This window comes from Sorangium sp. So ce295, from assembly GCF_051527405.1.
GTDB lineage: Bacteria > Myxococcota_A > Polyangia > Polyangiales > Polyangiaceae > Sorangium > Sorangium cellulosum_B.
Window position 1 is genome coordinate 13331089 of sequence record NZ_CP150324.1, and the last position, 25670, is coordinate 13356758.

A 25670-nucleotide genomic window follows, 5' to 3' on the forward strand; every position below is an offset into this window, starting at 1 on the left:
GATTCCTGGCTCTCGCCTCGATAACAGAGATACGAGCATGAGAAAGCGATCTGCGCGGTGGTCCTGGGTGGCGCTGTGCCTGCCGGGCGTCGGGTGCACGACGATCGTCGGGCTGGACAAGCCCTACCATCCAGTAGAGGAGCACGGCGGCAGCGGTGGCGGTGGCGGCGGCGCCGACGGCGGCGGCGGCCGTGGTGGTGGTGGCGGCAGCGTGGAAACCGGCAGTCGCTGCGTCGGGCTGCCTGCGACGTGCGGGCCGGCGGAAGACGAGAGCTGCTGCGCGAGCGAGCTGGTGACCGGCGGCACGTTCAACCGGAGCAACGACCCGGCTTTCCCGGCCACCGTGAGCGACTTCCTGCTGGATCGGTTCGAGGTCACGCTGGGGCGGTTCCGCGCGTTCGTGGACGCGTATCCCGGGAGCCGGCCAGCTGTGGACGCGGGCGCTCACCCGAGGATCGCGGGCAGCGGGTGGTACGCGACGTGGGACGAACATCTGCCGGCGGACAGAGCGAAGCTCCTGGAAGGGCTGCTCTGCGATTCGGAGGGCACGGCGTGGGTGTGGACGGACGAGCCCGGCGCGAACGAGCGCCTGGCGATGAACTGCGTGAGCTGGCACCTGGCGTTTGCGTTCTGCGCGTGGGACGGCGGCCGGCTGCCGACAGACGCGGAGCTGGGCTACGCGGCGGCCGGCGGCGCCGAGCAGCGTCCATATCCGTGGTCCGCCTCGCCGGACGATGTGGCCATCGATCCGGACCACGCCATCTATGCCTGCAATGGTAGCGATGTGGCGGGGTGCGTGATCGAGGACGTCCTTCCGGTCGGATCGAGGTCACCGCAGGGAGACGGGCTGTTCAAGCAAGCGGATCTGGCGGGGGGCGTGTGGGAGTGGGCGCTGGACTGGCACGCGGATTATACGCCCGACTGCGTGGACTGCTCCGTAACGACGGGCGGGACGGAGCGGGTGATGCGCGGCGGCGGCTGGCGCAGCGTCCCGGAGGCGCTGCTCCTCTCCACCCGCGACCATCGGGTTCCGACGAACCGCGCAGCCGGCATCGGGGTCCGGTGCGCGCGGGATCCGTGAGCGACGTCTTCTACCGTCACGGGTACGACACCACCGCGCCCTGGCACCGCCCGGGCCCGTGGCTCGTGGATCCCGCGACGCGCACCGCCGCGGCCGCCAGGTTTACGCCCGTCCCCGATAGATCGAGTCGATGTGCAGCACGCGCTCGGGGTGCTTCAAGAAGCGCCGTTCGCGCTCCGTATGATGAAGCGCATGGCCGCCAACGCCGTGGAGCGATTGGTGGGCGCCGCAGGCAGCGACGAGCTCGTCGATGGAGGCCTGGGGTAAGCCGCAGATCGAAACGTCGAGCAGCTCGAGCGCCGGGTGCTCGCGAAGCAAGCGAACGAGCGCGCTGACCTCCGGCCGAAGCAGATTGGTCTTTTCGCCCAGGTCGCGCGTGCTCAGGTACGTGCCCAGGTTCAGGCTGCGAAGCTTCGGACAGTGGGCGATGAGTCCGTCCACGAGCCGCGTCAAATCCGGTCGATCGAGGCCGATCGAGCCGAGATCCAGGCGTTCGAGGCGGGCGAGCGCACCGGTCTCGAGCAGGTCGACGAACGCATCGCAGCCCGGGTTGCCCAAGCGATTGAGCGACAATGACAGCGACACGAGCGAGCTCGGTTCTGGCAGCTGTCTGCTGAACAGACGGCGCAGCGCGGCGATGCTGCGCGGTGAGAACGCATTGGCAGCAGCGTACAGGTGGCGGAGATGCAGAACGCCACCTGCGGCTTCGAAGGCGTCCGCCAAGGCTTCGATGCCCTCGTCGAATAGACCCGTGTTGTGCACGTCGAGGAGCGACAGGGTGCTGTTCTTGGCCAACAAACGGCCGAGATGCGCTGCGCCTCCCGCGCCGAGCGGATTGCGCTTCAACCACAACGCGCGCGCATGGCGGTTGTCTTCGAGCGCTTGGGCAATGATGCCCATGTCCTCCGCGTCGATGCAATTGCCTGCGAGGTACCAGGTCTCGATCGTCACCTCGGGATTGGACATCAGACGCGCGAACGCACGCGCCCCTTCATCGCCCGCGCCCTGGCACGCGATGTTATTTCCGAGCAGGAAGTGCCGCACCCGGCCCCAGCGCGGCGCGTGCGCCGCGCTGAACGGTCGCTCCACGGCTTCGCACAGCGCGGCGATGTGAGCGGGCCCCACGACCTGCTTGCACAGGTCCATGCGTTCGTCCGCGTAGTAAGCGCCGCGCTGGAAGATGAGCGGTGCCTCGCCGAGATCCGGCGGCGAGGAGCCGAGGCGCTCCGGATCCCGCAGAAAGTCGAAGAAGGGGGCGAGCTCGTGCGCGGGCGCGACCTCTACCGGCATGGCTTCGGGATAGGCCACGGCCATGGACACCGGCTCGCCGTCGACGAAACGCAGCGGACGAAGTGCCGGGTGACCCGGCTTGAGCGAGCAGATCGGTGTCCTGCTTTTGAGTTGTGCTTCTCTTTGTGCTTGCGCGCGCGAACGCAGCTTGCGCACGAGATCGCGAAAACGCCCATAGCTGGATACCGCGGTCTTGTCGCCCTCGACTGGGAAGAGACGCAGCGCGAGCTGGTTGGCCACGGGGTCCGTCGAGAGCTGGCGATTGGAGTTCGCGGGCAGGTTCAGCGCCAGGTCGGACACGGGCAGCCCGGCTTCGAGGGCACGGCGATCTTCGGCCAAGCGCGTCGCCACCCGTTCGACGTAGGTCCCGGTGTCGGTCACCTCGCCGAGCTCGGCGTCGAGCGAGGGTGTGGCCGCCTCCGGAAAGAAGCGACGCGTTTCGAAACCATAGTAGCCGCTGATCTCGGCCAGCTGAAGCGCGCTGAGCACCGGCTCGGCGGCGCGCGTCGCGTCGATCACCTCACGCAGATGTTGCGCCTGGGTCGTGTGAAACACGACTTCGGCACCGAGCTGTTGTGCCCAACGCAGCATGACCACCGCGGTCGAAACCCCGAGCGACCGCGCGAGGCGCACGAGCGGCGGAAACTCGAGGAATTGCCCGCGCGCAAGCACCGTGTGTCCTTGCACGCGGATCCCCTCCGCGCGGCACAGCGCCAAGAGTGGCTGCACGGGTCCGACAAAGGGGTGGAGCTCCACTTGATTCACCGCGGGGCGACGGCAAGGCTCGCCTGTCACGCCGTCGCAGAGCATCAGCAGCTCCTTCAAACGCGCAGCGGAATAGTTCGAAATCCCGATTTCATTCACCAATCCGCGTGCGACCGCGGCATCGAGCGCGCGCCACATCGCGGCGGGCAGCGGGCGATGCAGCAGCACCAAATCGAGCGCGCGACCGAGCCGCACGACAGAGCCTTCGACCGCCCGCAACGTTTGATCGAACAGCAGATGCTTGAAGATCTTCGTACAAACACGAATCTGCGGCAGCTCGGGATGCGCGGCTTCGAAGGCGCGCACCGCAGCGAATACGGCCGGCTCGTTCTTGTACAGGTGGGCCGTGTCGACGCTGCGCACCCCCGCTTCGAGCGCGCTCGTCACCAAGCGCGCGGCCGTCTCGCCACTGACTCGGTAGGTGCCGAACGTGAGCGCGCCGCGCAGGGCCTCGCTCGGCTCTGGCTCGGCCACGGGCGCAGGAGAAGTGTCTAAGAAGGACGCGAGAGCTCGATCGTCAGCCATCTTGATCCTCCAAACCCGCCGATCGAAGGGACCCCAGAATCGGCACAGGGGCCCGAGGCGATCCCTCGCGTCCCCTGCCACACCACCCGGCGTGCGGGTCCGGCCCGAGCGGTTCGACGAGCACGTTCCGAAAGAGGGCTGAATACATACCTGTTGAGATTCTCTCGAACCTCGGTCGCGCAGTCAAGCAGCCGCGGCCGGGGCGCCGCGCGCCACACCACGCACGCTCCGCCCCCCGCGGCTACCCTCCGAGGCCTGGACGTGGTGGCTGGAGCGCGCGGAGGGATGGATCGAACGGATCGATCGGCTTGATCGGATGATCACCCGCGCCGGCCGGCGGGTCCCTTCGTGAGCTCCGCGGTCGCGGGCGCGGCGTCATCTCCGTCGTCGATTGCGACGGCTCGGTCACGGCGAGCTCCCCAGGGCCCGGGGTGGGCCCACGCCTCCCGAGGGGGGACGATCCGCCGTCATGCCCCTCCGAGATCCCAGGGGATCCGCCAGAACAACCGTTCGAGGGCGAACGGTCGCCGGAAACAGTAGCGTGGCGATTCGCCCCCGACATCCTTGAACCGACCCAGGTTGCGGCGCGAGGCCGTGCGGCGCGAGGCCAGAGCTCCCGCGCGGCGCGCGAAGCTGCTCACCTGGGCCCTGATGTCACGCGCAGGTCGACGGTGCGCCCGCGGTCCTGCAGGTGCGGCATCCGCCGACCACCTCGATCGGGGCGGCGCCGGGTCGAGCGCGGGTTCGGCTCGCGTCCTGCTGCACGTAAAGGCGGCGTCCTCGGGGAGCGAGCGATGAAGAAGGCGGCATGCGATGTCAGCCGCGGCAGGCGCCGCGCATAAGCCTCCATCGAAAGCGAGAGGCGCTCGTGACCCCCCGTGCACCGGCGCACAGGGTCTGGCGAAAATAACCAATCGACCGCCGGGGCCGCGGCAGGCAAGCTCGTCGCACGAGGTCGCCGAGAGCGCCTCGTGGGGGGACAAGGCCGTCGCGCTCGGCGGCCGTGGTGCGCCGTCGTGGGCTCGGCCCGCGCGAGGGCGCCCCGGCGCGCGGGGGCACCGCGCGCCGGCCGGGCGGCCTCGGCGACGCGCTTCGAACGTCACGGAGTGAACCATGGAACTTGCGACGAACATCGAGCCGCGGCCGGGCGCCGTGGTCAGTGAGGTTGAGCAGCGGCTCGGGCATCTGATGATGCGCCACCACCCGTTCTTTCAGCGCGCCGACGCCAAAGACCCTCGGTTCTTGCGCACGATGTTGCAGCTCGGCTTCGAGTTCAGCGAGGTGCTGGGCCGCTACCTCACTCTGCTGGCGCACCGGCTGTGGGACACCAACAAGCCCGTGGTCAGCATTCTCGTGAGCCAGGTGCACGACGAGCTCGGCCGGGGCAAGTTCACCGACGACGGCCACCCCAACCTGTACCGCGACATGGTCAAGGGGCTCGAGGCTTGGGCCGACGGCGCGGCGATGGAGTTCATGCGCGAGCCGCAGAAGCGGCTGATTCAAGAGCTGAAGCAGTGCCTCGGCTCGGACGACGTCGACCAGAGCCTCGGCGCCTACGTCGGCACCGAGATCATCGCTTCGGACATCACCGTTCATATCAGCCAGGTGATGGGGCGGCTCGGGCTGTCGGAGGGGGCCATGCGCTGGTCGCAGTGCCACGACGTCGTCGAGCTCGAGCACGTCCAGGGCATCTACGAGGTGCCCCGCCACCTGCCCCAAGACCCCGAGCGGCTGCGCCAATTCTGGGGCGCGGCCGAAGAGATGATGCGCGCCATGTGGCGGTACTTCGACGCGCTGAACCGCCTCTCGTTCGCCTGAGGCCTCGGCCGGCGGGGCCGGCGAAGTGCGATGGGCCGCGCACAAAAGTTATTTTGGACCGGATCCTAACGACCTTACGAGCAAAACCGGCTTCGACCGTTCGGGCGCGACGACCCCGACTTCGTCGGCGTTCCGAACGGCCATTGCGCAAAGCCCAGCCCGCCGCCGCGCGCCTGGCAGGACCACCATGCCGACATCCTCGCTCCATTCGCCGCCTTCCATTACCGTTTCGCGCCCCACGAGCGCCGCGCGCCCGCCCCCTGCCTTTCTCGGGCTGTGGCGCGCGGCGCGTTGGAAGAAAAACCTGCCGCTCACCCTTCTCCTCTTCGGCGGCATGCTGGTCTCGCCCGCGCCCGTCGACGCCGGCGCCGCCGCCGTCGCGCTGCTCACGTTGCTCGCGAGCTCCGCGTTCATGACCCACGTCAACGTCCTCACCGACGCCGAGCTCGACGCGAGCGCCAAGCCCGAGCTCTACCGCTGGCTGTCGGTGAGCCGCACCTTCACCGTCCGCGCCCTGGCGGCCGAGCTCTTGGCGAGCGCGGCCGGTATCGGCTGGCTGCTGGCCCGGGGGCGCGCCTTGGCCGGCCTCGGGCTCGGCGCGTTTCTCGCGCTTACGGTGCTTTACTCCTACAATTACCTGTCACCCGGCACCGCGGCCGCCAGGCGCTTGAAGGCGTACTGGTGGGGGCACCTTCTGACCTGCCTGGTCAGCTACTTCGCCCTCTGGGGCGCGGGCCTTGGCCTGCACACCTCGGGCGGCGCGCGCGCGCTGGCCGCGTGGGGCCCGGCCTTCTTCTTCGTCTCGCTGTCCGAGTACGCGGTGTTCCTCTCCGAGAGCGCCGTCGACGCCGCCGAAGAGCGGAGGGCGGGCCTCAAGACGCTCGCCGCGCTGCTCGGGCGCAGGGGCAGCAGCCTCGCCGCGGCCTTGCTCTGGCTCGCCGCCGCGGCGGGGCTCTCGCTCACCGGCGCCCTCGCCGGCCCCGAGCAGCGCAGGCTCTTGCTCGTCTGCTTCGCGCCCGCCGTTCTCTGGCGGGGTAGCGTCGTCGCGCTGCTCGCGGCGCCGCTCGATCAACACCGAGACCGCGTGCTGCGCTTGGCGGTACCCGACGTGACCTTCTTCGGGAGCCGGCTGCTGACCGTCGTCAGCCTCGTGGTGCTCGACGCCGCCTCGTAGGCGCCAACCTTGCGGGAGGATGACGTGACACTCTTCGAACACGAGAACACGGGCCCCTATGACGTGGCCATCATCGGGGCCGGCCTGGCGGGCCTGGCGGCCGCGCACGCGCTGCGCGACCGGAACATCATCGTCCTCGAGAAAGAGCCGCGCCCGGGGGGCCGCGTCTACACGAAGTCGGCGGGCGAGAGCTTCTACGACCTCGGCGCGGTGTTCGCCTACGACCCCGCGGCGGCGCCGATCGCCCTGCGGACGCCCGCGCTGCACCACGAGAGCGAGCGCATCGGGCTCTTCGCCCAGGGCAACGTTCACTACGGCACCTCGGTGAGAGAGTGCCTGCGCCAGCTCGACCTGGCGCCGCACGAGCTCGACACGCTCGACGCGTTCGAAAGCGACCCCGAGAAGGACGCGAGCACCCTCTTGCCGGGCGCATACCGGCACCTCAACAGCTTCTTTCGCCTCATTCACCCGGGCGACATGAGAGAGTACCTGCCGCAGCGGCAGCACGACGCCTTCATCAAGTTTCCCACGCGGCACTACGAGACGGCGAACGGCTCGCTCGTCGAGGGGCTGGCGCGGCCGCTCGAGGGCCGGCTCGAGACCGGCGTCGAGGTGCTCTCGCTGACCGAGAAGGGCGGCTCGGTCGAGGTGATCTTCCGGCGCGGCGAAGAGACCCACACCCTCGCCGCCCGCGCCGTGGTGTGCACGGCGCCGGCGCCGGTGGCGAGGCGGCTCGTCACCACCCTCACCAACGATCGGTGCCGGGTCTTCCTCGATTCGCTCCGGTACGGCGAAGGCACCGTGGTGGTGCTCGGCCTCGAGGGCGCCGACCTCGCCGACTTCAGCTACATCGTCACCCCCGACCTGCCGTTCAACACCGTCATCAAGCACCGGGGGCGAGACGGCAAGCCCGACACCCTCTTCGTGTACTACGTGGGCGAAGCGTCCGAGGCGCTGAGCGGCCTGCCGCACGAAGAGATCGTCCGCCGGACGCTCGAGCACGCCCGCGCGCTGAAGGTCGGCGCGCTCTCCGAGAAGACGCTCCGCTTCGCGGACGTGCACCGCTGGGCCACGGTAGGCCCTCGCATCTCGCCCGCGAGTTACGCCGATTGGACCGACTGGGAGGCCCGCGCCTGCGAACGCATCTTCTTGGCCGGCGACTACGTCTTCGTCGAGCCAGACAACGTTCTGCCCTTTGGCACGACCCAGGCCTTGCAGTCTGGCAAGAGGGCGGCCGAGAGCGTGCGGGCGTACCTCGACGTGCCGGCCGAGGTCGAGGCGTTTCGCTCGCAGACGTTGATCGAGACGACCATCTACCGACTGGCGGGCGAGCGGCCCGCGTTCGTTCAGACCAAGAGCGAGTGCAACATTTCTTACTACGGGCTACTGCTGCAGGCGAACCCGAGCCGGCCGCTCACCGAATATCTGCTGCAAAGCGCGCGCGAATCGCTGTGGGAGTATCAGGTTGGCTTCGGCGTGACGGCCGACGACAGCCTGCTCGTCTTGGAGGGCCTGCTCGCGGCGGGCGTGGGCCGCGACGTACTTCAGCCGAAGCTAGACCGCCTGGTCGAGCTCTTTTACTCTCGGCCGCAAGGCGCGTTTCACAGCCTGTCGGAGCGCCGGGCCGAGATCAAAGGGTGCGCGCAGGGGCTCGCCGACTACTGGCTCGGGCCCTCCGTGTACGTGTCGGCCCACGCCGGCCACCTCTTGCACCGCGTCGCGCCAGAGCGCTACCCGCAAGAAGTCGGCGCCTGCACGCAGTACGTCGCGGGGCTGCAAGAGCCGGAAGGCTACTGGAGCAGCATCTGGTTCTCTTCGAAGTTCGTGACGACGCTGCACGCCGCCAAGCTCTTGGGCATTCACGGCGAGAGGTACCGCCCCCAGCTATGGCGGGCGACCGCCTTCATTCTCGCGACCCAGGGCCACGACGGCAGCTGGGGCGAGACGGTGCTCGAGACCTCGGCGGCGGTGCTCGCGCTCGAAGCCCTGGGCGAAGCGGGCACGGCCGCCCTCCGGAAGGCAAAATCGTGGCTTCGCGCGCGCAAAAAGCCCGACGGCTGGGAGGGCGAGCCCATGCTCTATTACTGGTTCGAGACGGGGCCCGCCGAGAAGATGTTCTTTCACTGCCGAGACAGGGGGGCCGTCACCTCCGCCTGGGCCACTCTCGCGCTGGCGAACCCGGCGTAACGCCGCACGCATGCGCCGGCACTGAGGCTGGGCGAGCTGCCGCGCAACGCGCACCGGCGCCAATTCGGTTTGCAAAAACGATAAACGCGGGCCGCGGCTCGGCCTGCTCGTTTTTCATGGCTGGAAACCAGCTTATCAGGAGCGCGCATTGACGATCGCTGGCGCCAGCACGATAGTGGCGACATGAGGTTCAGACGCGGGATGAATGCGCTGTGCGCCGCATCGATAACGACAGGCACGCTCTTCGGATGCGTGGGCGACCAGCCTGGCGAGGACGACCAGGCTGGGAGCTGCGCCGGGCTCGCGGAGACGCGGTTCACGGCGGCTCAGATCGGCTTGCCCACGGGCGGTGCAAAGATCGTATCCGCGGTGGAGGTCCCGGCGCGCACCGACGGGCAGGTCACGAAGCCGGAGCATTGCCTGGTCTCGGCGGAGGTGCTCCCCGTCGATCCGAAGGCGCCGTCGATCCTCCTGGCGGTAGCCCTGCCGACCCGGTGGAACGAGAAGGCGGTGTGGCTCGGCGGCGGCGGCTTCGACGGCGTCATCCCCGACGTGACGGGCAACTCGCTCAACACGCTCGCGCCGACGCCGCTCGCGCGCGGGTACGCCGTGTTCGCGAGCGATGGTGGACACCAATCGACGGCCGCCTCGCCCGGCGCGGACGCCTCTGCGCTCGCGAACGAGGAGGCCTACCGCAACTGGCTCTCCGACGCCCCCAAGAAGGCGCGCGACGTGGCGGGCCAGATCATCCGGGCGTATTACGGGGGCGACGCGGCGCGCTTCTACGCGGTGGGGAGCTCGACGGGCGGGCGCGAAGCGCTGTTCGCGACGGCGCGCTCCCCGGCCGACTGGGATGGCGCGCTCGTGTTGTACCCGGCGCGCGACGTGGTGAGCTTGACGCTCGGCCTCGTCGCGACGCTGCAGGCGCTGTCGGCTCCAGGGGCGTTCCCGAGCGCGGCGAAGCGCAGCCTCGTATGGGACGCGGTGCTGGCTGAATGCGATGCTCTCGACGGTCTGGCCGACGGCGTGGTCGGCGACGTGGCGAGCTGCAACGGGCGATTCGACGTGACGGCGCTGCGTTGTATGGGTGGTGAGGACACCGGCGACGCGTGCCTGTCTGATCCGCAGATCCACGCCTTGGAGGCCATCGACGCGCCCGTACGGCTGGCGTCGCCGCTCGCCAACGGTGACACCGAGTTTGCTGGCTTCAACGTGTACTCGGCTGCACAGGGCGTCGGGACCGATTCGCCGCTGGAGCCTCACGTGCAGTCCGTCGACCTTGGCTCGCGCGCGCCGACCTTTCCTGTCGACCCGCTCACCAGCTCGTTCGCGGCGGCCCTCGTCGACGGCTTCATGCGCCACGTCGTCGTCAGGGATCCGTCATTCGACTATCGGACCTTCGACGTGCGGACGTTCGGCCCCCACGCTACGCGCGTACAGGAGCTGTCTGCGCTCGACGTGGGCGACGCCGACATGGGCGGCTTCGCCGCGCGGGGCGGAAAGCTCCTGTTGCTCCATGGCACGGGCGACATGCTGACGAGCCCGCGGACGACGGAGCGCTACGTGGACGGGTTGCAGGCGTCGCTCGGCGCGACGGCCGCCGGCGCGATGCTGCGCTACTACGAGGTCCCTGGGTTCCAGCACTCCGTGAGCACCGTCTTCCAGGTGTCCTGGGATGGCCTCAGCGCGCTCGAGAGGTGGGTCGAGGCCGGCGAGGACCCTGGTGACGCCGAGGTCGTCACGGACCTGGCGGGCGTGCCGGGGCGCACGCGACCGCTCTGCAGGTATCCAACCTTCGCGAGGTATCGCGGGGCGGGAGATCCGGACGACGCCGCGTCGTTCGAGTGCGCGGCGCCCTGACGCGGCCGCGGGCGTCGCCAGCGTGACCACGGCGGCCCACTCCGCCCCGCCCCACCGCCTTGGGGTGAGTCGGCTCGCGACGGAGCACGCGCTCGATCTCCTCTTGCACGACGCCGACGCGCGCGTTAAATACTGAACCACATGGTTCAGTATTCGAGTGCCCGCCTCGATGCATCCTTCGCCGCGCTCTCCGACGCGACCCGGCGCGGCGTTCTGGAGCAGCTCGGACGAGCCGACGCTTCGATCACGGACCTCGCCGAGGCGTTTCACATGACCCTCACGGGCATGAAGAAGCACGTCGGCGTCCTCGAGCGGGCCGGGCTCGTCACCACCGAGAAGGTCGGCCGCGTGCGTACCTGCAAGCTCGGCCCGCGCCGGCTCGACGAAGAGACGGCGTGGATCGAGAGGTACCGCCAGCTCTGGGCCGCACGCTTCGACGAGCTGGACAAGGTCATCGAGGAGCTGAAACGAAAGGAGAACGTCGATGGACGCAAGTGAAGAGAGTGAGCCCAAATTGACGAGTAATCGCACGACGGTGGAACCCAAGTCCGATCGCGAGATCGTCGTCACACGGACCTTCGATGCCCCGGCGCGCATCGTGTTCCAGGCGTGGACCACGCCGGAGCTGTTCAGGCGGTGGTGGATACCGAAGTCGATGCCCGTGCCTCTACTTTCCTACGAAGCGGATATTCGCGCCGGCGGCAGCTACCGCCTGGTCTTTGGTCACGATGCCGCGCAGCCGATGGCGTTCTTCGGCACGTACCTCGAAGTGACACCGCATTCGCGCATCGTGTGGACGAACGACGAAGCGGGCGACGATGGCGCCGTCACGACCGTGACCCTCGAGGAAAAAGGCGGCAAGACGCTGCAGGTGCTGCACGAGCTCTATCGATCGAAGCAGGCGCGCGACGCCGCCCTGGCCTCGGGCGCGTACAGCGGGATGGGCGAGACGTTCGAGCAGCTCGACGAGCTCCTCGCCACGCTTGGCACGACGGCGCGATCGTCCTGAAGCCATCGCGCGGGAGGGGCGCCGGGGAGCGCGACGAGCGCGGTCCTCGTTCTCGGCGCTGCGCATTCACGCGGGCGGCGCGAGGCGCACGAGGGCCGCCGCCTCGGCACGCGCGCGAAGAGGGCGCGGAGCTCGGGCGGGATTCTCTGCAAATCAAGCTCTTACCCCGAACATCGCCGCGGTGCTGCGCGGCGAGAAGGCTCCCGACGACGCGCTGGCCCGCGAGCTGGGCGCGATGGGGCTCCTCTGAGTCAGCGCGCGCGCCGGTAGTGCATCGCCACCGCGCCGCAGCGGAGCGGCTTGGCCGAGACCAGCTCGAGCCGCCGCGTGGCGGGCAGCCCGCTCTGGTACAGGGTCGGGCCGTGGCCGGCGATCCTGGCGTGGACGAGGAACTTGTACTCGTCGATGAGATCCAGCCGGCGGCGTGCCCGGCGGTTTCACTGCTCGACGCCCTCAAGCGTGTGGCAGCCATTGCACGAGAAGTCGCCGGTGTTGGTCATCGGGTCGTACGCGGCGATCTGCAGCACATCGGCCATCCGAGGCATGACCGTCTCGAACATCCATGTACCCCACCGCTCGATCTCCGGATCCTTCACGTACTCGGCGAACGCCTCCTCGGTGGCGGGGAGCGGGGGGAGGTCGGGGCTCGGCATCGCGAAGGTCCCGTCGGCCGCGCCGCTGCCGTGACAGGTCACGCACGTCATTCCCTCGAGCTTCGCGTCGAACGCGACGAAGGTCTCCTTCATCTCCGGCAGGACGACATCCTCCATGAACGCGAAGCGCTGATCGAAGCTCATGTCCTCCCACGCGACGGGCGCGTCGTCCTCCTCACCCCCACATGCAGCGACGATCAGGCACATCGCGATCAAGACGCGCTGCATGACCATATTCCTTCTCCCTTCGCGACAGCTCGTGCGGCGTCTCATCCGGCGGCTCGAACCGCTCTTCCGCCGGCGCTTCGTCGCCCGGCCTACTGCGCCCTCGAGAAGGACACGCTCCACGTCGGCGCCACCTCGGCGATGATCTCCCTGAACCGCGGCGGGATGTCCGAGAGCTCCGTCATCTGGTGGATCGTGAGCACCTCGGCGCCCCCGAGCCCGACGGGGCAGCGCAGCGCCCAGGCGATCGCCTCTTCCTTCGAGCCCACCTCGATCAGGTAGAAGCCGCCGACGAGCTCCTTCGACTCGGCGAAGGGCCCGTCGAGCAGGACGCGCTTCCCCCCCGAAATCCCGACGCGCGCGCGCGCCCCGGCGGGATTGAGGCCCTCGGACGCGATCAGCACGCCGGCCTTCTGCATGTCTTCGTTGTATTTCATGTACGCGGCGAACAGCGCCTCGTCCGGGGGCGCATCCGCCGCTGCCTGTGCGTCGTGCTTCGCGTCGTCGGTCGCCCGTGTCGCGGTGATCATGAATCGCATCGTCGAGTTTCCTTCCGGTTCGAAGAGGAGCGCCCCGGCGGCGTCGACCGCCCGGCCCCGCCTCCACTGTCACGACGAACGGGCGACCACGCGATCGACACGCGGGGCGATCTTTCTTTGAATTACACCTGAGGCTTCGTAGTCACGAGGTTTTCTTCTGGCGGGCGGAGCTGGACGGTGGACCCGGACGGGGAGCTCGTCGTCCCGGGGCCGGCAGGGCGGCCCCGGCTGCTCTCCGGGGTCGCCACGGGCCGGGAGCGGAGCCGGCCAGGCGCGCGATTTTTTCTGGAGGCGACCGATGATTCTTGACGCCCGCGGGGGGTCTATGTTCAGCCGCACGCTCTTCCCGATCTACGTCGCCGCGTTCCTCTGGGGAGGGCTCGGGCTGCGCGACCGCCGGGTGCGCGCGCTGCTTTCGGCGAGCCCGAAGTGCGGGACCTGCTCCGGGTTGACAGAAGATTCTTCTACACGATCCGGACCGCCTAAGAAAAACGACACCAAATCAACAACGTATCCATGCATCGAAGGGGCCGCCTGAACGAAGCAGCCTGCGGGCGAGGATGGCAGAGGGTGCGTCGCGCCTCTCAGTCGCCTGGCGCGACAGGGGCAAGGAGCGAGGTGTCGATGCGTAGGGCGCGCGCCGTGTAGGGCCCCATAGGAGACGCCTGCGTGCGCACCGCGACGGTGAGCTCCGCGCCGAACGCGGAAGCGTGGACGAGCGGTTGCTCCCGGCTCGACTCGATGATGCCGCTGTTCCCGAGCGCGGGGAGCGGCAGCACCAGCGTGACCTCCGGGGCGCCGCCGGCCGACGGTACGCGCACGAGGCGCAGCTCGCCCCGGCTTTCGTCCACCGCGACGTTGCCGGCGCACATGAGCGATCCGTTGATGTTCTGCACCTCGTAGTCGATCGTCCAGTCGATATGGCTGATCACGGCCGCGATCCACACGTCGCCATCGCTCGTGCGCGCGGCCGAGAAGGCCGACCACCCGAGCCCCGAGGTCACGTCGTGGCATTCGGCCGGGCAGCCGCCGGTGGGTTCGCTGAAGTCCGCGGCCTCCCAGCCGCGCGAACATTCGAGCGTCGGTGTCGCGGTTCCGGGGATCGCGATCTCGTCGAAGCCGGCGCCCTCGGCGGCGCTCGCCAGCCGCAGCCCGTCGGGGTGCTGCACGACCGCGGCGACGCGCGGAACCATCGCTTCCCCGGCGGGCTGCGGCGGCGCGATGACGCCGTATTCGAGCGGCCAATATCCGGCGACCGGAGCGCCGAGGCTCCGCTCCGTGGTGCCATCGAGCACCTTGAGCTGCCAGCTCAACGAATCCGCCTCGGCGAACCCAAAGGCCAGCGGCGCGCCGTCTGGCGCGAGGCCGAAACGGGTCCAGTCGCTGCGGCTCGGCCGGCTCGCCGGCGCGAGGTCCCAGGTGCCGCTCGGCGCGCGCGTCGCGTGGACGAAGCGATCGGGCCCGTCCCCATCGAACCAGATGTGCGGCTCGCCCCGGGAGTCCATCGCGAAGCCGTAAACTGGCACGGCCTTGTCCTCGTGGTCGAACACCGGCTGCTTCTCGGTCGCGCCGCCGGCGAGCGGCAGGAATACGAGACCGCCGGGAAAGGCGCCTGGGCTGGCCTGCGTCTCATCCGCCGCGGCGTACGCCTCTCCATCCGGCGAGAGCGCCACGTGCATGGAACCGGCCTCCATGTCGAGATCGCGTTGCGTCGCCCCCTCCTGGTCGAGCTCGAACAGCCGCGTCGGGTCGTTGCCGAGCGCCACGAGGTACGTCGCGCCCGCCGCCGGCGCGGCCATCACTCCGCCGAACGCAAAGTTGTACTCGGTGCAGGTCACCTCCACGTCGAGCGTGATCGCGCAAGGCGCGTCCGCAGGACAGGCGTCGTCGTGGTTGCCCGGCCCCGAATCGCACGTCACCGCCGCGCCGCCCTGACCGCCCGCGCCGCCCGCACCGCCCTGACCGCCCGCACCGCCCTGACCGCCCGCGCCGCCTGCCGCTTCTGCGCCTGGCGACCCCTTGATATCGATCTGGCACCCAGCCGTCAGCCACAGGCCGGCAAGGATGCCGGCGCTCAAGATCCATTGGTCACGCGAATTCAATTGTCTGCCCATGATCGATCGCCTCCTTGAAATGCGTGGTCACTCAAATGCGTGCCACTTCGCAACAAACATTCCATTCGATTTTGTTGCGCAATATCCACGGTCAAACTTGATGCTCGTGCCCCCACGCGCCATGGCAACGACTTTCACGACTGACAGATTGTGCAGCCGTGTGCCACGCTCGGCGGGAGGGGTAGAGGAGTGGGCGTGAGCTGTCATGGCGCGCGTCGCGTGCCGCCTCCGCGCGCGCAGGGGGGGCGGCCAAGGTCGCGCTGATCATGGTCTGCTGCAGCTATGTTCGGAGCCGGGCGCCGGGATCACGGAATCGTGAGCCGACGCGAGCGGCGGGCTCGACGTTCGGCCCAAGCTTGCTCACCCCTCCGTGCCACCGGCAGCCCGAGCAGCCGGCCGAGCGCCTCGTGAACGACCCGGGCCGCCACCTCATCCTCGAGGGCGACGGCGCGGCTCAGGGGGCTGGCGAGCGAGGCGACCACGGCCGCCCGAGGCGACGGGTCGGTCACGGCGAGCTCCCCAGGCCCGGGGCTTGACCCTTGGGCCCGGGTTGGGTCCATGCTTTCAGGGGGTGCGATCCGTCGTCACGCTCTCCGCCAGCGGACGCGCGGTTCGAGCCGGTGCGGCAGGACGAGTGGCTCACCGCCCAGCTGCGCGCCCTCGCGCTCTGTCCCGAGCCGGCCTTCGTGGTGCCCGCCGAGGTGCGCCGCGCGGCTGGTTCGCTGGGCGCGATGGGGCTCCTCTGAGTCAGCGCGCGCGCCGGTAGTGCATCGCCACCGCGCCGCAGCGGAGCGGCTTGGCCGAGACCAGATCGAGCCGCCGCGTGGCGGGCAGCCCGCTCTGGTACAGGGTCGGGCCGTGGCCGGCGATCCTGGCGTGGACGAGGAACTTGTACTCGTCGATGAGATCCAGCCGATCCAGCTCGGTCGCGAGCTTGCCGCTGCCGAGGAGCACGCCGGCCGGGGTCGCGTCCTTGAGCTTCTGCACGCCCATGCGCAGATCGCCGGCGATGTGGTGGCTGCTGGTCCACGGGAAGTCCTTGCGCGTGGACGACACCACATACTTCGGCTTGGTCTCCAGCTTGACCGCCCACTCGCGCACCGCCGGAGGCGCCTCCTCGTCGCCGCGGGCGACCGCCGGCCAGTAGCTCTCCATCATCTCGTAGGTGACGCGGCCCCACAGCATCGCGCCGCTCTCGTCCATGAGGCGGGTGAAGAAGGCGCGCGTCTCGTCGTCGGCGATCCCCTCCTGGTGGTCGACGCAGCCGTCCAGGGTGACGTTGATGGCGAAGGTCAGCAGTCCCATGCGGCGAGTCTCCTTCGGAACGAGGCCTCGGTCAATGTTCCGGTATTGCAATGCGCACCGCGACGCTCTCGGCTTTGTCATCTCGCAAGACGCTCGAGTCCGTGGTGTCGCTAAGCACAGGCCCAATCGGATTCACCGCCTCTTCGACGGCGCCGGATCGAGCTCCGGATAGTGCCGGAAGATGCCGTCTTCGTTGAAGGGTATCCGCCGATCCGAGGCCAGGTAGGCCGCGATCCGCGGGCGCTCGGCCACGCGGTCGTGCAGGGCGACGAGCCCGGGGATCCTGGGCGCGAAGGCGGCCATGGCGTGCGGGAACGCGTAGCGGAGGCCCGCGATTACCTGGAACAACGAGAGATCCACGTAGGATATCGCGCCTCCCAGGACGTGACGGCCGCCGTGGCGCTCGAGGACGCGCTCGAAATAGCCGAGGAACTTGGGCATGCGTTCGGCGAGGAAGGCCTGGCTGCGGCGGAGGGCCTCGGGCTTCTGGTCCTCGTAATAGAGCTCGACAGAGAGGGGGTGGTGCGTGTCGTGCACCTCGGCGACCAGATCGGTGATGGTGAGCTGGAGCTGATGGGCGCCGAGCCTGCTCGCCTCGTCGTCCGGCGCGAGGCCGAGGCGCGGGCCGAGGTAGAAGAGGATGTTGGCCACCTGGGCGATCACGAGATCGCCGGAGCGAAGGAACGGCGGCGCGAAGGGCTCGAGCGCGAGCGCGTGGCTCTTCATGAGCTTCTGCATGACGGCGACGCCGCCGTGCTTCGCCGCGGGCAGCCGGGCGACATCGACATAAGGAGCGCCGGCGTCCTCGAGCGCGAGGCGCACGAATTCGCCGCGGCCCTGAATGCCAGGCCAGTAGTACAGCTCGTACGTTGGCGCGTTCATGATGGATAACTCGCCCCGGCACGGGCCGCGGTCAACCCTCGGCTGGTCCTGGAGCGCCTCGGACCGCACGATTCGCAACAGCTCGCACCCTGCCGGCTGCGGGGGCGGAAACAACTGGCGCGGCTTCGACTTCGGCCTCACGTGCTTGCTCGACTGGCGTTGGCGCTCCACGAACACCTTCGACGTCAGATAGGCGTGAGTCGTTGCAGGCGTGGGGGGGCGTCGCCTCTGGCGAGGGCGACGGCGCGATCACAGAGGAGATCCTTCAAGGCCCAGCCTTGTGCGGTCGAGCACGCTTCTTCTACGACGGAGACGCCCTCCGCTGCCGGCTGCTCGGCACGGCGCGCGAGGTCACGCTCCGCATGGGGACGCCTGAGCGAAGAGCGCCATGACGAGCTTCGGATACGTTTGAATTTTCTGCTCCTGATGCAGAAGGTCTCCGGGGTTGCGGCCGGGGACGCCGAGCTTTTTTGTCGAAGAATTTTTGACCCGTTCGACCCACCGCTGCCCACCGGGAAGGACGCTGGCGACGTGGGGCCTCCGACGTCGTCCCGTGCGGGTTCGATGGCTTCTGGCGATCGGGAAAAGGGGCGAGACATGATGGCTTATCGGCGGATGGTGGTGGCGGTGTCGGCGTGCGTGACCCTCGTGGCGGCGACCGCGTGTGCAGGAGGGGCCAGCGACGCTGGTGACGCTGCCTCCTACGGCGCCGGGACGGCGAGCGGCGGCACCGGGACGGCGAGCGGCGGCACCGGGACGGCGAGCGGCGGCGACTTCGGGCAAGATCCTCCTTTCGGCGAGATCGGGGGTGGCTCGGGCGGTAACCCGAGCTCGGGCGACGACGCGTGCGGCAGCGATCTCATCGCAATCGCCCGCGACTTCAAGGACACGCACCCTGATTTCGAGGCGGGCCGGTTCGGGAGCGACCCGGGCCTCGTGGAGGCTCAGCTCGGCGCGGACGGCAAGCCGGTGTATGCGGGCGACAGCGAGGGCACGCGGACCACGACCGGCAAAGAGGCCTTCGATCAGTGGTTCCGCGACGTGCCCGACGTGAACACCGCCGTCCAGATATCGATCCCGCTCGCCGACAGCGGGAATGGCACGTCCACGTACGACAGCACCGACTTCTTCCCGATCGACGACATGGGGTTTGGCAACGAGGACCGGAGCCACAACTACCACTTCACGCTCGAGCTCCGCACCAAGTTTGAATACGAGGGCGGCGAGGTGTTCACCTTCTCGGGCGACGACGACCTCTTCACCTTCATCAACGGCCACCTCGCGATCGATCTGGGCGGTGTTCACAGGCCGGAGAGCGCGACCATCGACCTCGACGCGCGCGCTGAGGAGTTCGGCATCACGCCGGGCAACAGCTACACGCTCGACTTCTTCTTCGCCGAGCGCCACACGACCGAGTCGAACTTCCGCATCGACACGTCGATCGGTTGCTTCACCCCGGTCGTCAACTGAGCTCGGTCGCCCGCTGACCCGGCGCGACCTGAGCCCACAGCGCCCTTCGCGAGGAAGTGTAGCGCAGCAAACCTGAAGGGTGGGACGGCGAGCGTCGTGATGGCTCGGTCCTGGGTCGAAAGAGCGTGGTCCGGGCGGCGCCGAGCGCGCTGCGGGGCGCATCGGCGTGCCGTGGGCACACCTGTCCGTCCGGGCGCTGGTCTGGCCCGGGACGCGCGACGCGATGCGGCGTCACCGGGTGCCTTGCGGCGCAGAACGGTGCTCTTCCAGTACGGTGGCCGCCGCGTCGCGAGCACGCGTCCACACGCGATTTTCGCGTTGCTCTCTGAAATAAAACTTTTTGCCCCGCAACGCGTCGAGGTGGACTGTGCTCTACCCCTATGACGACGACGCCTGTAACGCCCGACGTGACGACCCCTGCAGCAACCTCGCCGAGCTCACTCGCAACGCCAAGGAGTTTCGACGGCAGATCCGCGATGGCGACCCGACCAGGCGCGTCCGCCATGGGATCGCAGGCATCATGCTCCTCCCGCTCGTGACAGTGATCGGCTGCACCGATTCACCCGTCCACGACTTCTCCGTCAACGACTTCCATGAGGCCATCCTTGGCGCGCTCTGTGCGGACCTCACCTCATGCTGCGGCGTGACGGCTCCTGCAGACGCGTGCGTGGACCGGCTCCGATCCTCGATGGGCGCGCACCCCGTGCTCCAGGCGGAAGCTGTCGCGGCAGGGCGGCTCGAGTTCCGCGAGGGGCTGGCGCGCGCTTGCATCGATCATATGCAAGCGCTGTCGTGCCCCGACTTCGAGGCAATGGGAGCCTCCGGGGCGTGGTCCGCATGCGACGGCGCGTTCGTCGCGAAGGTCGCGACGGGGGGCGATTGCGCGATGTCCGCGGAATGCGCGGACGCGGACACCTACTGCGAGGTCGCGGACTTTGCGCACCTCGGTACGTGCGTGGTGAAGCCGGGGTCCGGCGATCCATGCACGCGCGAATGTGCCGATGGCCTTGTGTGCCCGAGCAAAGGTGGCTCTTTTTGCGTCGCGGCGAAGCCCAACGGCCAGGCATGTGAGAGCGACCGCGCGTGCCTGAGCGGCTACTGCAACGACTCAGGTGGTGAGACCCTCTGCAGCGACCCCGAGGCCAACGGGCAGCCGTGCGCCAATGACAGTCAGTGCAAAGAGGGCAACTGCGACACCTCGAGCGACCCACCCGTCTGTGCGCCGAAGAGGCCGGACGGCGCGACATGCACCACGGGCGACGAATGCGCGAGTGGCGCGTGCGTGGACCATCAAGGTTCGGGCGTGTTCACGTGCGCTTCGGCGGCGTCCGGATGCTCTATCTCCCTCTGAGCGGCATGACAGTTTGGGGCTCGCCGGAAGGAGCGCAGGCGAGCCTCAAAAGGGGCTCGCCGGAACGCGAGCTCTCCCGCGGCGAATGGCAGGCCCGCCGCGCGTCGATTGCGTGAGCCGGGGGACGCGTTCGGGTAGCATCGCGGCCGTGGCCCTGCTGCGTCCGATCGCCCCGCCGTACGATCCGCTCGACTGGGTGAAGCGGCCGTTCCCCGAGCGCGCACGCATGGTCTGCGAGGCGTGGGCGCTGCAGGGCTCCGGCGCGCCGCTCGCCGTCTACGTGCTCCACGCGGTCAAGCTCGCCCTCTATGCCGGCGCCTGGGTCCTGTTCTGCAGCACCTCGCCGAGCCTCGGCGGCCTCTCGACGATCGGCGACTGGTGGCTGCGCCCGCTCGCGTTCCAGAAGGCGATCCTGTGGAGCATGCTGTTCGAGGGCCTGGGCTTCGGCTGCGGGTTCGGTCCGCTCAGCGGACGCTACGCCCCGCCCGTCGGCGGCGCCCTCTACTTCCTGCGCCCCGGCACCACGAAGCTCGCGCTGTTCCCGCGCGCGCCGCTCCTCGGCGGCACGCGGCGCACCCCGCTCGACGTCGCGCTCTACTTCGCGCTGCTCGCCCTGCTCGTGCGCGCGCTGCTCGCCCCCGCGCTCGGCGCCTCGCACCTCGTGCCGATCGCCGCGCTCGTGCCCGTCCTCGCCGTCGCCGATCGCACCATCTTCCTCGCGCTGCGCGCCGAACACTACTGGACCACCGTCGTCGTGTTCGCGGCCACCGCCGACTGGATCGGCGGCGCAAAGGCGGTCCAGCTCGCGCTCTGGCTCTGGGCCGGCGTCTCGAAGCTCAATCACCACTTCCCGACCGTCGTGTGCGTGATGACGAGCAATAGCCCGTTCGCCCGCTTCGCATGGCTGCGGCGGCGCATGTACGTCCGCTATCCGGACGACCTGCGCCCGTCGCGACTCGCGATCGCGATGAGCCACGCCGGCACCGCGCTCGAGCTCGGCGTGCCCATCGTGCTCGCGTGCTCGACCGGCGAGACGGCGATCGCCGTCGGCATCGCGATGGCGCTCGCGCTCCACGCCTTCATCACGAGCAATGTGCCGATGGGCGCGCCGATCGAGTGGAACCTGATGGTGGTCTACGGCGTGTTCGCGCTGTTCTGGGCCCACCCCGGCGCGTACCCGTTCGACGTCGGCCCGCCTCAGCTCGGCGCGCTCCTCGCGATCATGCTCGTCGCTGTTCCGCTCCTCGGCAACATCGCGCCAGGGCGGATCTCGTTCCTGCTCGCGATGCGGTACTACGCCGGAAACTGGCCCTATAGCGTGTGGCTGTTCCGCGGCGACAGCTATCGAAAGCTCGACCGGCTCGTGAAGGCCGCGCCGTGGATCTACGACCAGCTCGGCCGGCTCTACGACCACGCCACGTCGGTCGGCCTCGTCGGCAAGGTGCTCGCGTTCCGCCTCATGCACCTCCAGGGCCGCGCGCTGCCGGTCCTGCTGCCGAAGGCGATCGAGGGCCCGCTCCACGAGTACGAGTACCTCGACGGCGAGCTCGTCGGCGGCCTCGCGCTCGGCTGGAACTTCGGCGACGGCCACCTGCACGGCGATGGCTTGCTGCGCGCGATCCAGGACCAGTGCGGCTTCGCCCCAGGCGAGCTGCGCTGCATCTTCGTCGAGAGCCAGCCGCTCGGCGGCGCGAAGATGGCCTATCAGATCCACGACGCTGCCTCCGGCCTGCTCGACGCCGGCGAGCTCGACGTGCGCGAGCTGCGCGGGCGCCAGCCGTGGGCGGGCCCGTGACCGACGTGGACGCCGTCGGCGTCGGTCCGCGCAGCTGATCGCGACCCCATGGGCTCGACTGGCTTTCACCCCTATCTAGCCAAGAGGCTGCGACCGGAAGATCGCGAAGCTGGGATTGGAGCGCGCCGCGGAGATGCTGGTTGTTCGGATCGCTGGCGGAGCCGCATGTCGCGAGCGGCGAGCTGTTGCGTCGCTCCTCGTCATGGAGATGCTCGCTCAGGGTCAGGTCGCCGCTGCGGCGCCGACGAGGCGGGGGAGCCCGGCGCACCAGTCGAGCACCTCGGCGAACCGGCGCGTGATGAGGACGCCGAAGAGCGGATCGCGCGCGAGCTTGGCCTGGGTGGTCGCCGGGCTCGAGAGGCCGCAGAGGAACCGCGCCGCCTGGCGAGGATGGCCCAGGGCGCCCGCGTGCGCCGCGCGCAGCGCCGTGAACGCGTCGACGTCGAGCCCCACCGGCATCGGCGGCGCGTGCGCCGGCTCCGGCAGCGTCACGGCGACGCCGGCGCGGCAGAAGGTGCAGCGCCCGCACGCGGCGTCGAGGCGTTCGCCGAAGTACGCGGCGAGCGCGGCGGCGTGACAGCGCGCCGAGGTGAGCAGCTCGATCACCTGCCGCACGCGCCCGATCTCGGCGTCCTCGCGCCTCGCGAAGCGCGCGAGGAGCTCGCCGACGAGGGCGCCCGCGTCGTCCATCGAGGCCACGCGCACGAAGCGGTGCCGGATGTCCGACGCCTTGAGCTCCGCGAGCCCCTGCCGCTCGAGGTACTCGAGCGCGCGCACCACCCGCTCGCGCGGCTGCTCCAGCGCGGCGGCGGCGGCGGCCGGGTCGATCGCGTACAGGACTCGCCCCTTCTTCGCATGGCCGAAGAGCGCCTCGAGGAACCGCGCCGGCTCGCCCTTCACCGACGCGATGACCTCCTCGAGCGTGCGGTGGAGCCGCACCTCGTAGCCGGCGTAGTGCGGCGTGAGCTGCCGGACCGCGCCCATCAGCTCGAGGTAGGTCAGCGCGGTGCGGAGCACGAGCGGCCGGACGTCGTGGCGCGTCCCCAGCGCGTGCAGGCCGAGCTCCACCTGGGGCGCGGCGAGCACGGCGCCGACCACCCCGTGGAGCGCGTCCTCGGTCGGCGTGTCGCCGTACGCGAAGTTCTCGAGGACCGGCAGATCGTCGCCGCACACGAAGATCTCGACCACCGAGTGCGCCTGATCCCTGCCGGCTCGGCCGATCTCCTGACTGTAACTCTCGAGGCTCTTCGGGAGATTGTAATGGTCGACATAACGCACATCGGGCTTGTCGATCCCCATCCCGAACGCGATGGTGGCGACCACGATGCCGCGGTCGCTCTGCATCCAGTCGTCCTGCACACGCGCGCGCTCCGCCGCCTCCATCCCGGCGTGGTACGCGCGCGCCGGCAGCCCCGCAGAAGCGAGCTTCTCGGCCACGTGCTCGGCGGTCTTCTGGAGCGTGACATAGACGATGGTGGAGCCGGGCGGCCGGGATCGCAGGCGCTCGATCAGGACACGGTCGCGCGCGCTCGCGCTCACCGCCGTCGCGCGGAGCTCGAGGTTCGGTCGGTAGAAGCCGGTGATGACCGTGTGCTCCTCGCGGATGCCGAAGGTGGCGCAGACGTCGCGCACGACCCCGGGCGTCGCGGTGGCCGTCAACGCGAGCACGCGCGGCACGCCGAGCGCCCGGGCGGTGTCCGCGAGCCTCAGGTAGTCGGGGCGGAAGTTGTGTCCCCACTCGGAGATGCAGTGGGCCTCGTCCACCGCGAAGAGGGCGATCTTGAGCTCTTTCAGCAGCGCCATGAACCGCTCGCTCACGAACCGCTCGGGGGCGACATAGAGCAGCTTCGTCTTGCCCGAGCGCAGATCCCTGTGCGCCTCCGCCGCGTCGTCGGCTGACAGCGACGAGTCGAGCCGGACCGCGGCGATGCCGCGCGCGCTGAGGAAATCGATCTGATCCTTCATCAGCGCGATCAGCGGAGAGATGACGATCGTGACCCCGTCGAGCAGGAGCGCGGGGAGCTGGTAGCAGAGCGATTTGCCGCCGCCCGTCGGGAAGACCGCGAGCGCGCTGTGGCCCGAGAGCAAGGCATCCATGACCGCGCGCTGGCCTGGGCGGAGCTCGCGGAAGCCGAACCGCGCATCGAGGACGTCGAGCAGATCGGGGCCGGATGGCGTGGGCTGGTTCAAGGGGGCATCCTACACCTCGCTCGCGCCGAGGAACACGCCGCCGTCGCGGGCGTAGAGCGACAAGCCCGGGTCGGTCAGCGGCTCTCCCGCGGAGCCGACATCACACGACGCGGCGCTCGTCTCGCTGGCCTGGAGCCTTCGGCACGACGCTCGGCCATGTGAAGGCGAGCTCACCGCCCACCGGCAGCTGGTTCCACAAGGGCGCCAGCTCTTCGAGCCGGACGACGATGCGATCGACTCGCCGGGCATCTTCGCCCGAGAGCGACTCGCGCGGCGCGGGCCGCGAGGCATCCGGGCGCTGCCCCTGGCGGCGCCTCCAGATCAGGTCGCAGACGGCGGCGAGGCGCTCCGACGTGACCATGTCGTGCTGCCTGCCCTCGTCCGCGTTGCGAAGCGACGTCTCCCGGCGCAGCTGCTTCCGCCGCTCGCGCGCCCGTTCGCGCGGGCTCCGGTCGCCGGGCGCGGCCGAGATAAAGGTACCGCCGCCGCTCGCGGCACGACCGAAGACGCCCGACGTCAAGCCGAGCTCGGCCTCCACGACGTAGTGGACGAGGTCGTGCGGAATGTGGTCGTCGAACCCAGGCGCCGGATCCATCGCCTGGGGCTGTTTGCCGGCGACCTCCACGACGACGGCGTACCGCCGCTCGCCGGTGCGTCGAAAGATAACGTCCATGATGAGACATCAGGATAGCACATTCGCGTCCGAAGACAACCTACGACCTTGGTTGGTCGCACTAGCTGCGGGGCGCTTCAACGCGTATCGAGCGCGGTCCAAAGATTTCGGCATGCGCCAGGTCGTAGTCCGGATCGCCGACCCGCTCGTCATCGAAGGCCAGATCGAACCAAGCCTCTCGGTCTACCCACCTTGGCCCCAGATCAAAGCGTTTGAAGTACGCGATTCGACCATCGAGAGGAAGCGCCCTGAAATGCGCGAGGAACGCTTTCATGCACGCAGCCCCGTCCAGCGTATGCCAGAAGAAGCTGTCCTTCTCGGCGTAGACGAGGAAGTCGACGCCCCGCGCGTCGAGCTCCCGCCGATCGAACTGGAGAGGGAAATGGTAGCAGAGCCACGGCGCGAGTGGCTCGGTCGCACGCTTGGAGAACTCTCGTTCAGCAATGAGCGTTAGAAGCTCGCGCTTGTATTCATCGAGGTATTCTCGGAACGCCTCCGCGCCGCTCCCCTTCGCCTGCGGGTCGCCTTTCGAACGCCTCTCTCTCTTGAACCAAGACATGTTTTCTCGTTGTCTGTCCTAGGCTCGGGTCAGGCTGGTCGTGTAGAGCGCTGGATCTCCCGCTCTCAGCCAGCCGCGACTGACGGCGTGGTTCTGGGGCTGGAACCCGCACGAGCGGGCCGGTGACGGGACACGCGAGGACCGCGTCGTGGCCGTGGAGATCCTGGTGGCGTGAGATCGGGCCTTCCTGCTGTTCGCTCCGCGG

20 protein-coding genes and 1 pseudogene are annotated in these 25670 nt (G+C 69.2%); 11 read left to right on the forward strand and 10 right to left on the reverse strand.

The window, feature by feature from the left end; translation table 11 throughout:
- The first annotated feature begins 37 nt into the window (after window positions 1-37).
- A complete protein-coding gene (locus WMF11_RS50410; protein ID WP_437975846.1) occupies window positions 38-1081 on the forward strand; it encodes a formylglycine-generating enzyme family protein in 1044 nt (347 codons plus the stop codon).
- Between the two features lie 102 nt (window positions 1082-1183).
- Here WMF11_RS50410 and WMF11_RS50415 read toward each other — a convergent pair whose 3' ends face one another.
- Entirely contained in the window at window positions 1184-3610 is a 2427-nt protein-coding gene (locus WMF11_RS50415; protein WP_437975847.1) for an aldo/keto reductase, read from the reverse strand.
- Window positions 3611-4774: 1164 nt separating this feature from the next.
- Here WMF11_RS50415 and WMF11_RS50420 point away from each other — a divergent pair.
- The 6 genes from WMF11_RS50420 to WMF11_RS50445 all read left to right on the forward strand — a co-directional run bounded on the left by WMF11_RS50420 (window position 4775) and on the right by WMF11_RS50445 (window position 11709).
- Complete coding sequence (locus tag WMF11_RS50420; protein WP_437975848.1) at window positions 4775-5479, forward strand: iron-containing redox enzyme family protein; 705 nt, start codon at window positions 4775-4777, stop codon at window positions 5477-5479.
- A gap of 187 nt (window positions 5480-5666) precedes the next feature.
- Window positions 5667-6653: a UbiA family prenyltransferase gene (locus WMF11_RS50425; protein ID WP_437975849.1), complete on the forward strand. Its 987-nt coding sequence runs from the start codon at window positions 5667-5669 to the stop codon at window positions 6651-6653.
- Window positions 6654-6677: 24 nt separating this feature from the next.
- Window positions 6678-8840: an FAD-dependent oxidoreductase gene (locus tag WMF11_RS50430; protein WP_437975850.1), complete on the forward strand. Its 2163-nt coding sequence runs from the start codon at window positions 6678-6680 to the stop codon at window positions 8838-8840.
- A 183-nt stretch (window positions 8841-9023) separates the two neighbouring features.
- The gene (locus WMF11_RS50435; protein ID WP_437975851.1) at window positions 9024-10700 is read left to right on the forward strand and encodes a tannase/feruloyl esterase family alpha/beta hydrolase; all 1677 of its coding nucleotides are present in this window, start codon (window positions 9024-9026) and stop codon (window positions 10698-10700) included.
- A 141-nt stretch (window positions 10701-10841) separates the two neighbouring features.
- Entirely contained in the window at window positions 10842-11198 is a 357-nt protein-coding gene (locus tag WMF11_RS50440) for an ArsR/SmtB family transcription factor (RefSeq protein WP_437906186.1), read from the forward strand.
- Complete coding sequence (locus WMF11_RS50445) at window positions 11185-11709, forward strand: SRPBCC family protein (RefSeq protein WP_437975852.1); 525 nt, start codon at window positions 11185-11187, stop codon at window positions 11707-11709. Before WMF11_RS50440 ends, WMF11_RS50445 begins: the two co-directional genes overlap by 14 nt.
- Before the next feature lie 251 nt (window positions 11710-11960).
- On the opposite strand, the pseudogene WMF11_RS50450 reads toward WMF11_RS50445, so the two are convergent.
- From WMF11_RS50450 to WMF11_RS50465, 4 genes and pseudogenes are all read right to left on the reverse strand, one after another.
- A pseudogene (locus WMF11_RS50450) lies at window positions 11961-12128 on the reverse strand (dihydrofolate reductase family protein); the annotation flags it as partial.
- 18 nt (window positions 12129-12146) lie between these two features.
- The gene (locus WMF11_RS50455; RefSeq protein WP_437975853.1) at window positions 12147-12590 is read right to left on the reverse strand and encodes a hypothetical protein; all 444 of its coding nucleotides are present in this window, start codon (window positions 12588-12590) and stop codon (window positions 12147-12149) included.
- Between the two features lie 89 nt (window positions 12591-12679).
- Window positions 12680-13126, reverse strand: coding sequence for a YciI family protein (locus WMF11_RS50460; RefSeq protein ID WP_437975854.1), 447 nt, complete (start codon window positions 13124-13126; stop codon window positions 12680-12682).
- Window positions 13127-13710: 584 nt separating this feature from the next.
- The gene (locus WMF11_RS50465) at window positions 13711-15240 is read right to left on the reverse strand and encodes a hypothetical protein (protein ID WP_437975855.1); all 1530 of its coding nucleotides are present in this window, start codon (window positions 15238-15240) and stop codon (window positions 13711-13713) included.
- Between the two features lie 620 nt (window positions 15241-15860).
- On the opposite strand from WMF11_RS50465, the gene WMF11_RS50470 reads away from it, so the two are divergent.
- Window positions 15861-15986 carry a hypothetical protein gene (locus WMF11_RS50470; protein WP_437906196.1) on the forward strand — a complete coding sequence of 42 codons (126 nt, stop codon included), beginning with the start codon at window positions 15861-15863 and terminating at the stop codon, window positions 15984-15986.
- A 1-nt stretch (window position 15987) separates the two neighbouring features.
- Here WMF11_RS50470 and WMF11_RS50475 read toward each other — a convergent pair whose 3' ends face one another.
- Together WMF11_RS50475 and WMF11_RS50480 are read right to left on the reverse strand one after the other, a co-directional pair.
- A complete protein-coding gene (locus WMF11_RS50475; protein ID WP_437975856.1) occupies window positions 15988-16545 on the reverse strand; it encodes a dihydrofolate reductase family protein in 558 nt (185 codons plus the stop codon).
- A 132-nt stretch (window positions 16546-16677) separates the two neighbouring features.
- On the reverse strand, window positions 16678-17427 hold the full coding sequence (locus WMF11_RS50480; RefSeq protein WP_437906198.1) for a glutathione S-transferase: 750 nt from the start codon (window positions 17425-17427) through the stop codon (window positions 16678-16680).
- 597 nt (window positions 17428-18024) lie between these two features.
- Between WMF11_RS50480 and WMF11_RS50485 the strand changes: the two genes are divergently transcribed.
- From WMF11_RS50485 to WMF11_RS50495, 3 genes are all read left to right on the forward strand, one after another.
- Window positions 18025-18897, forward strand: coding sequence for a fibro-slime domain-containing protein (locus WMF11_RS50485; RefSeq protein ID WP_437975857.1), 873 nt, complete (start codon window positions 18025-18027; stop codon window positions 18895-18897).
- 367 nt (window positions 18898-19264) lie between these two features.
- Entirely contained in the window at window positions 19265-20248 is a 984-nt protein-coding gene (locus tag WMF11_RS50490) for a hypothetical protein (protein ID WP_437975858.1), read from the forward strand.
- A gap of 148 nt (window positions 20249-20396) precedes the next feature.
- Window positions 20397-22043: a DUF3556 domain-containing protein gene (locus WMF11_RS50495; protein ID WP_437975859.1), complete on the forward strand. Its 1647-nt coding sequence runs from the start codon at window positions 20397-20399 to the stop codon at window positions 22041-22043.
- Window positions 22044-22265: 222 nt separating this feature from the next.
- Here WMF11_RS50495 and WMF11_RS50500 read toward each other — a convergent pair whose 3' ends face one another.
- From WMF11_RS50500 to WMF11_RS50510, 3 genes are all read right to left on the reverse strand, one after another.
- Window positions 22266-24233 (reverse strand): RecQ family ATP-dependent DNA helicase, encoded by a 1968-nt coding sequence (locus WMF11_RS50500; RefSeq protein ID WP_437975860.1) that lies wholly within the window; start codon window positions 24231-24233, stop codon window positions 22266-22268.
- Window positions 24234-24333: 100 nt separating this feature from the next.
- Entirely contained in the window at window positions 24334-24906 is a 573-nt protein-coding gene (locus tag WMF11_RS50505; RefSeq protein WP_437906203.1) for a hypothetical protein, read from the reverse strand.
- 61 nt (window positions 24907-24967) lie between these two features.
- Window positions 24968-25465 (reverse strand): hypothetical protein, encoded by a 498-nt coding sequence (locus tag WMF11_RS50510; protein ID WP_437975861.1) that lies wholly within the window; start codon window positions 25463-25465, stop codon window positions 24968-24970.
- Window positions 25466-25670 lie beyond the last annotated feature (205 nt).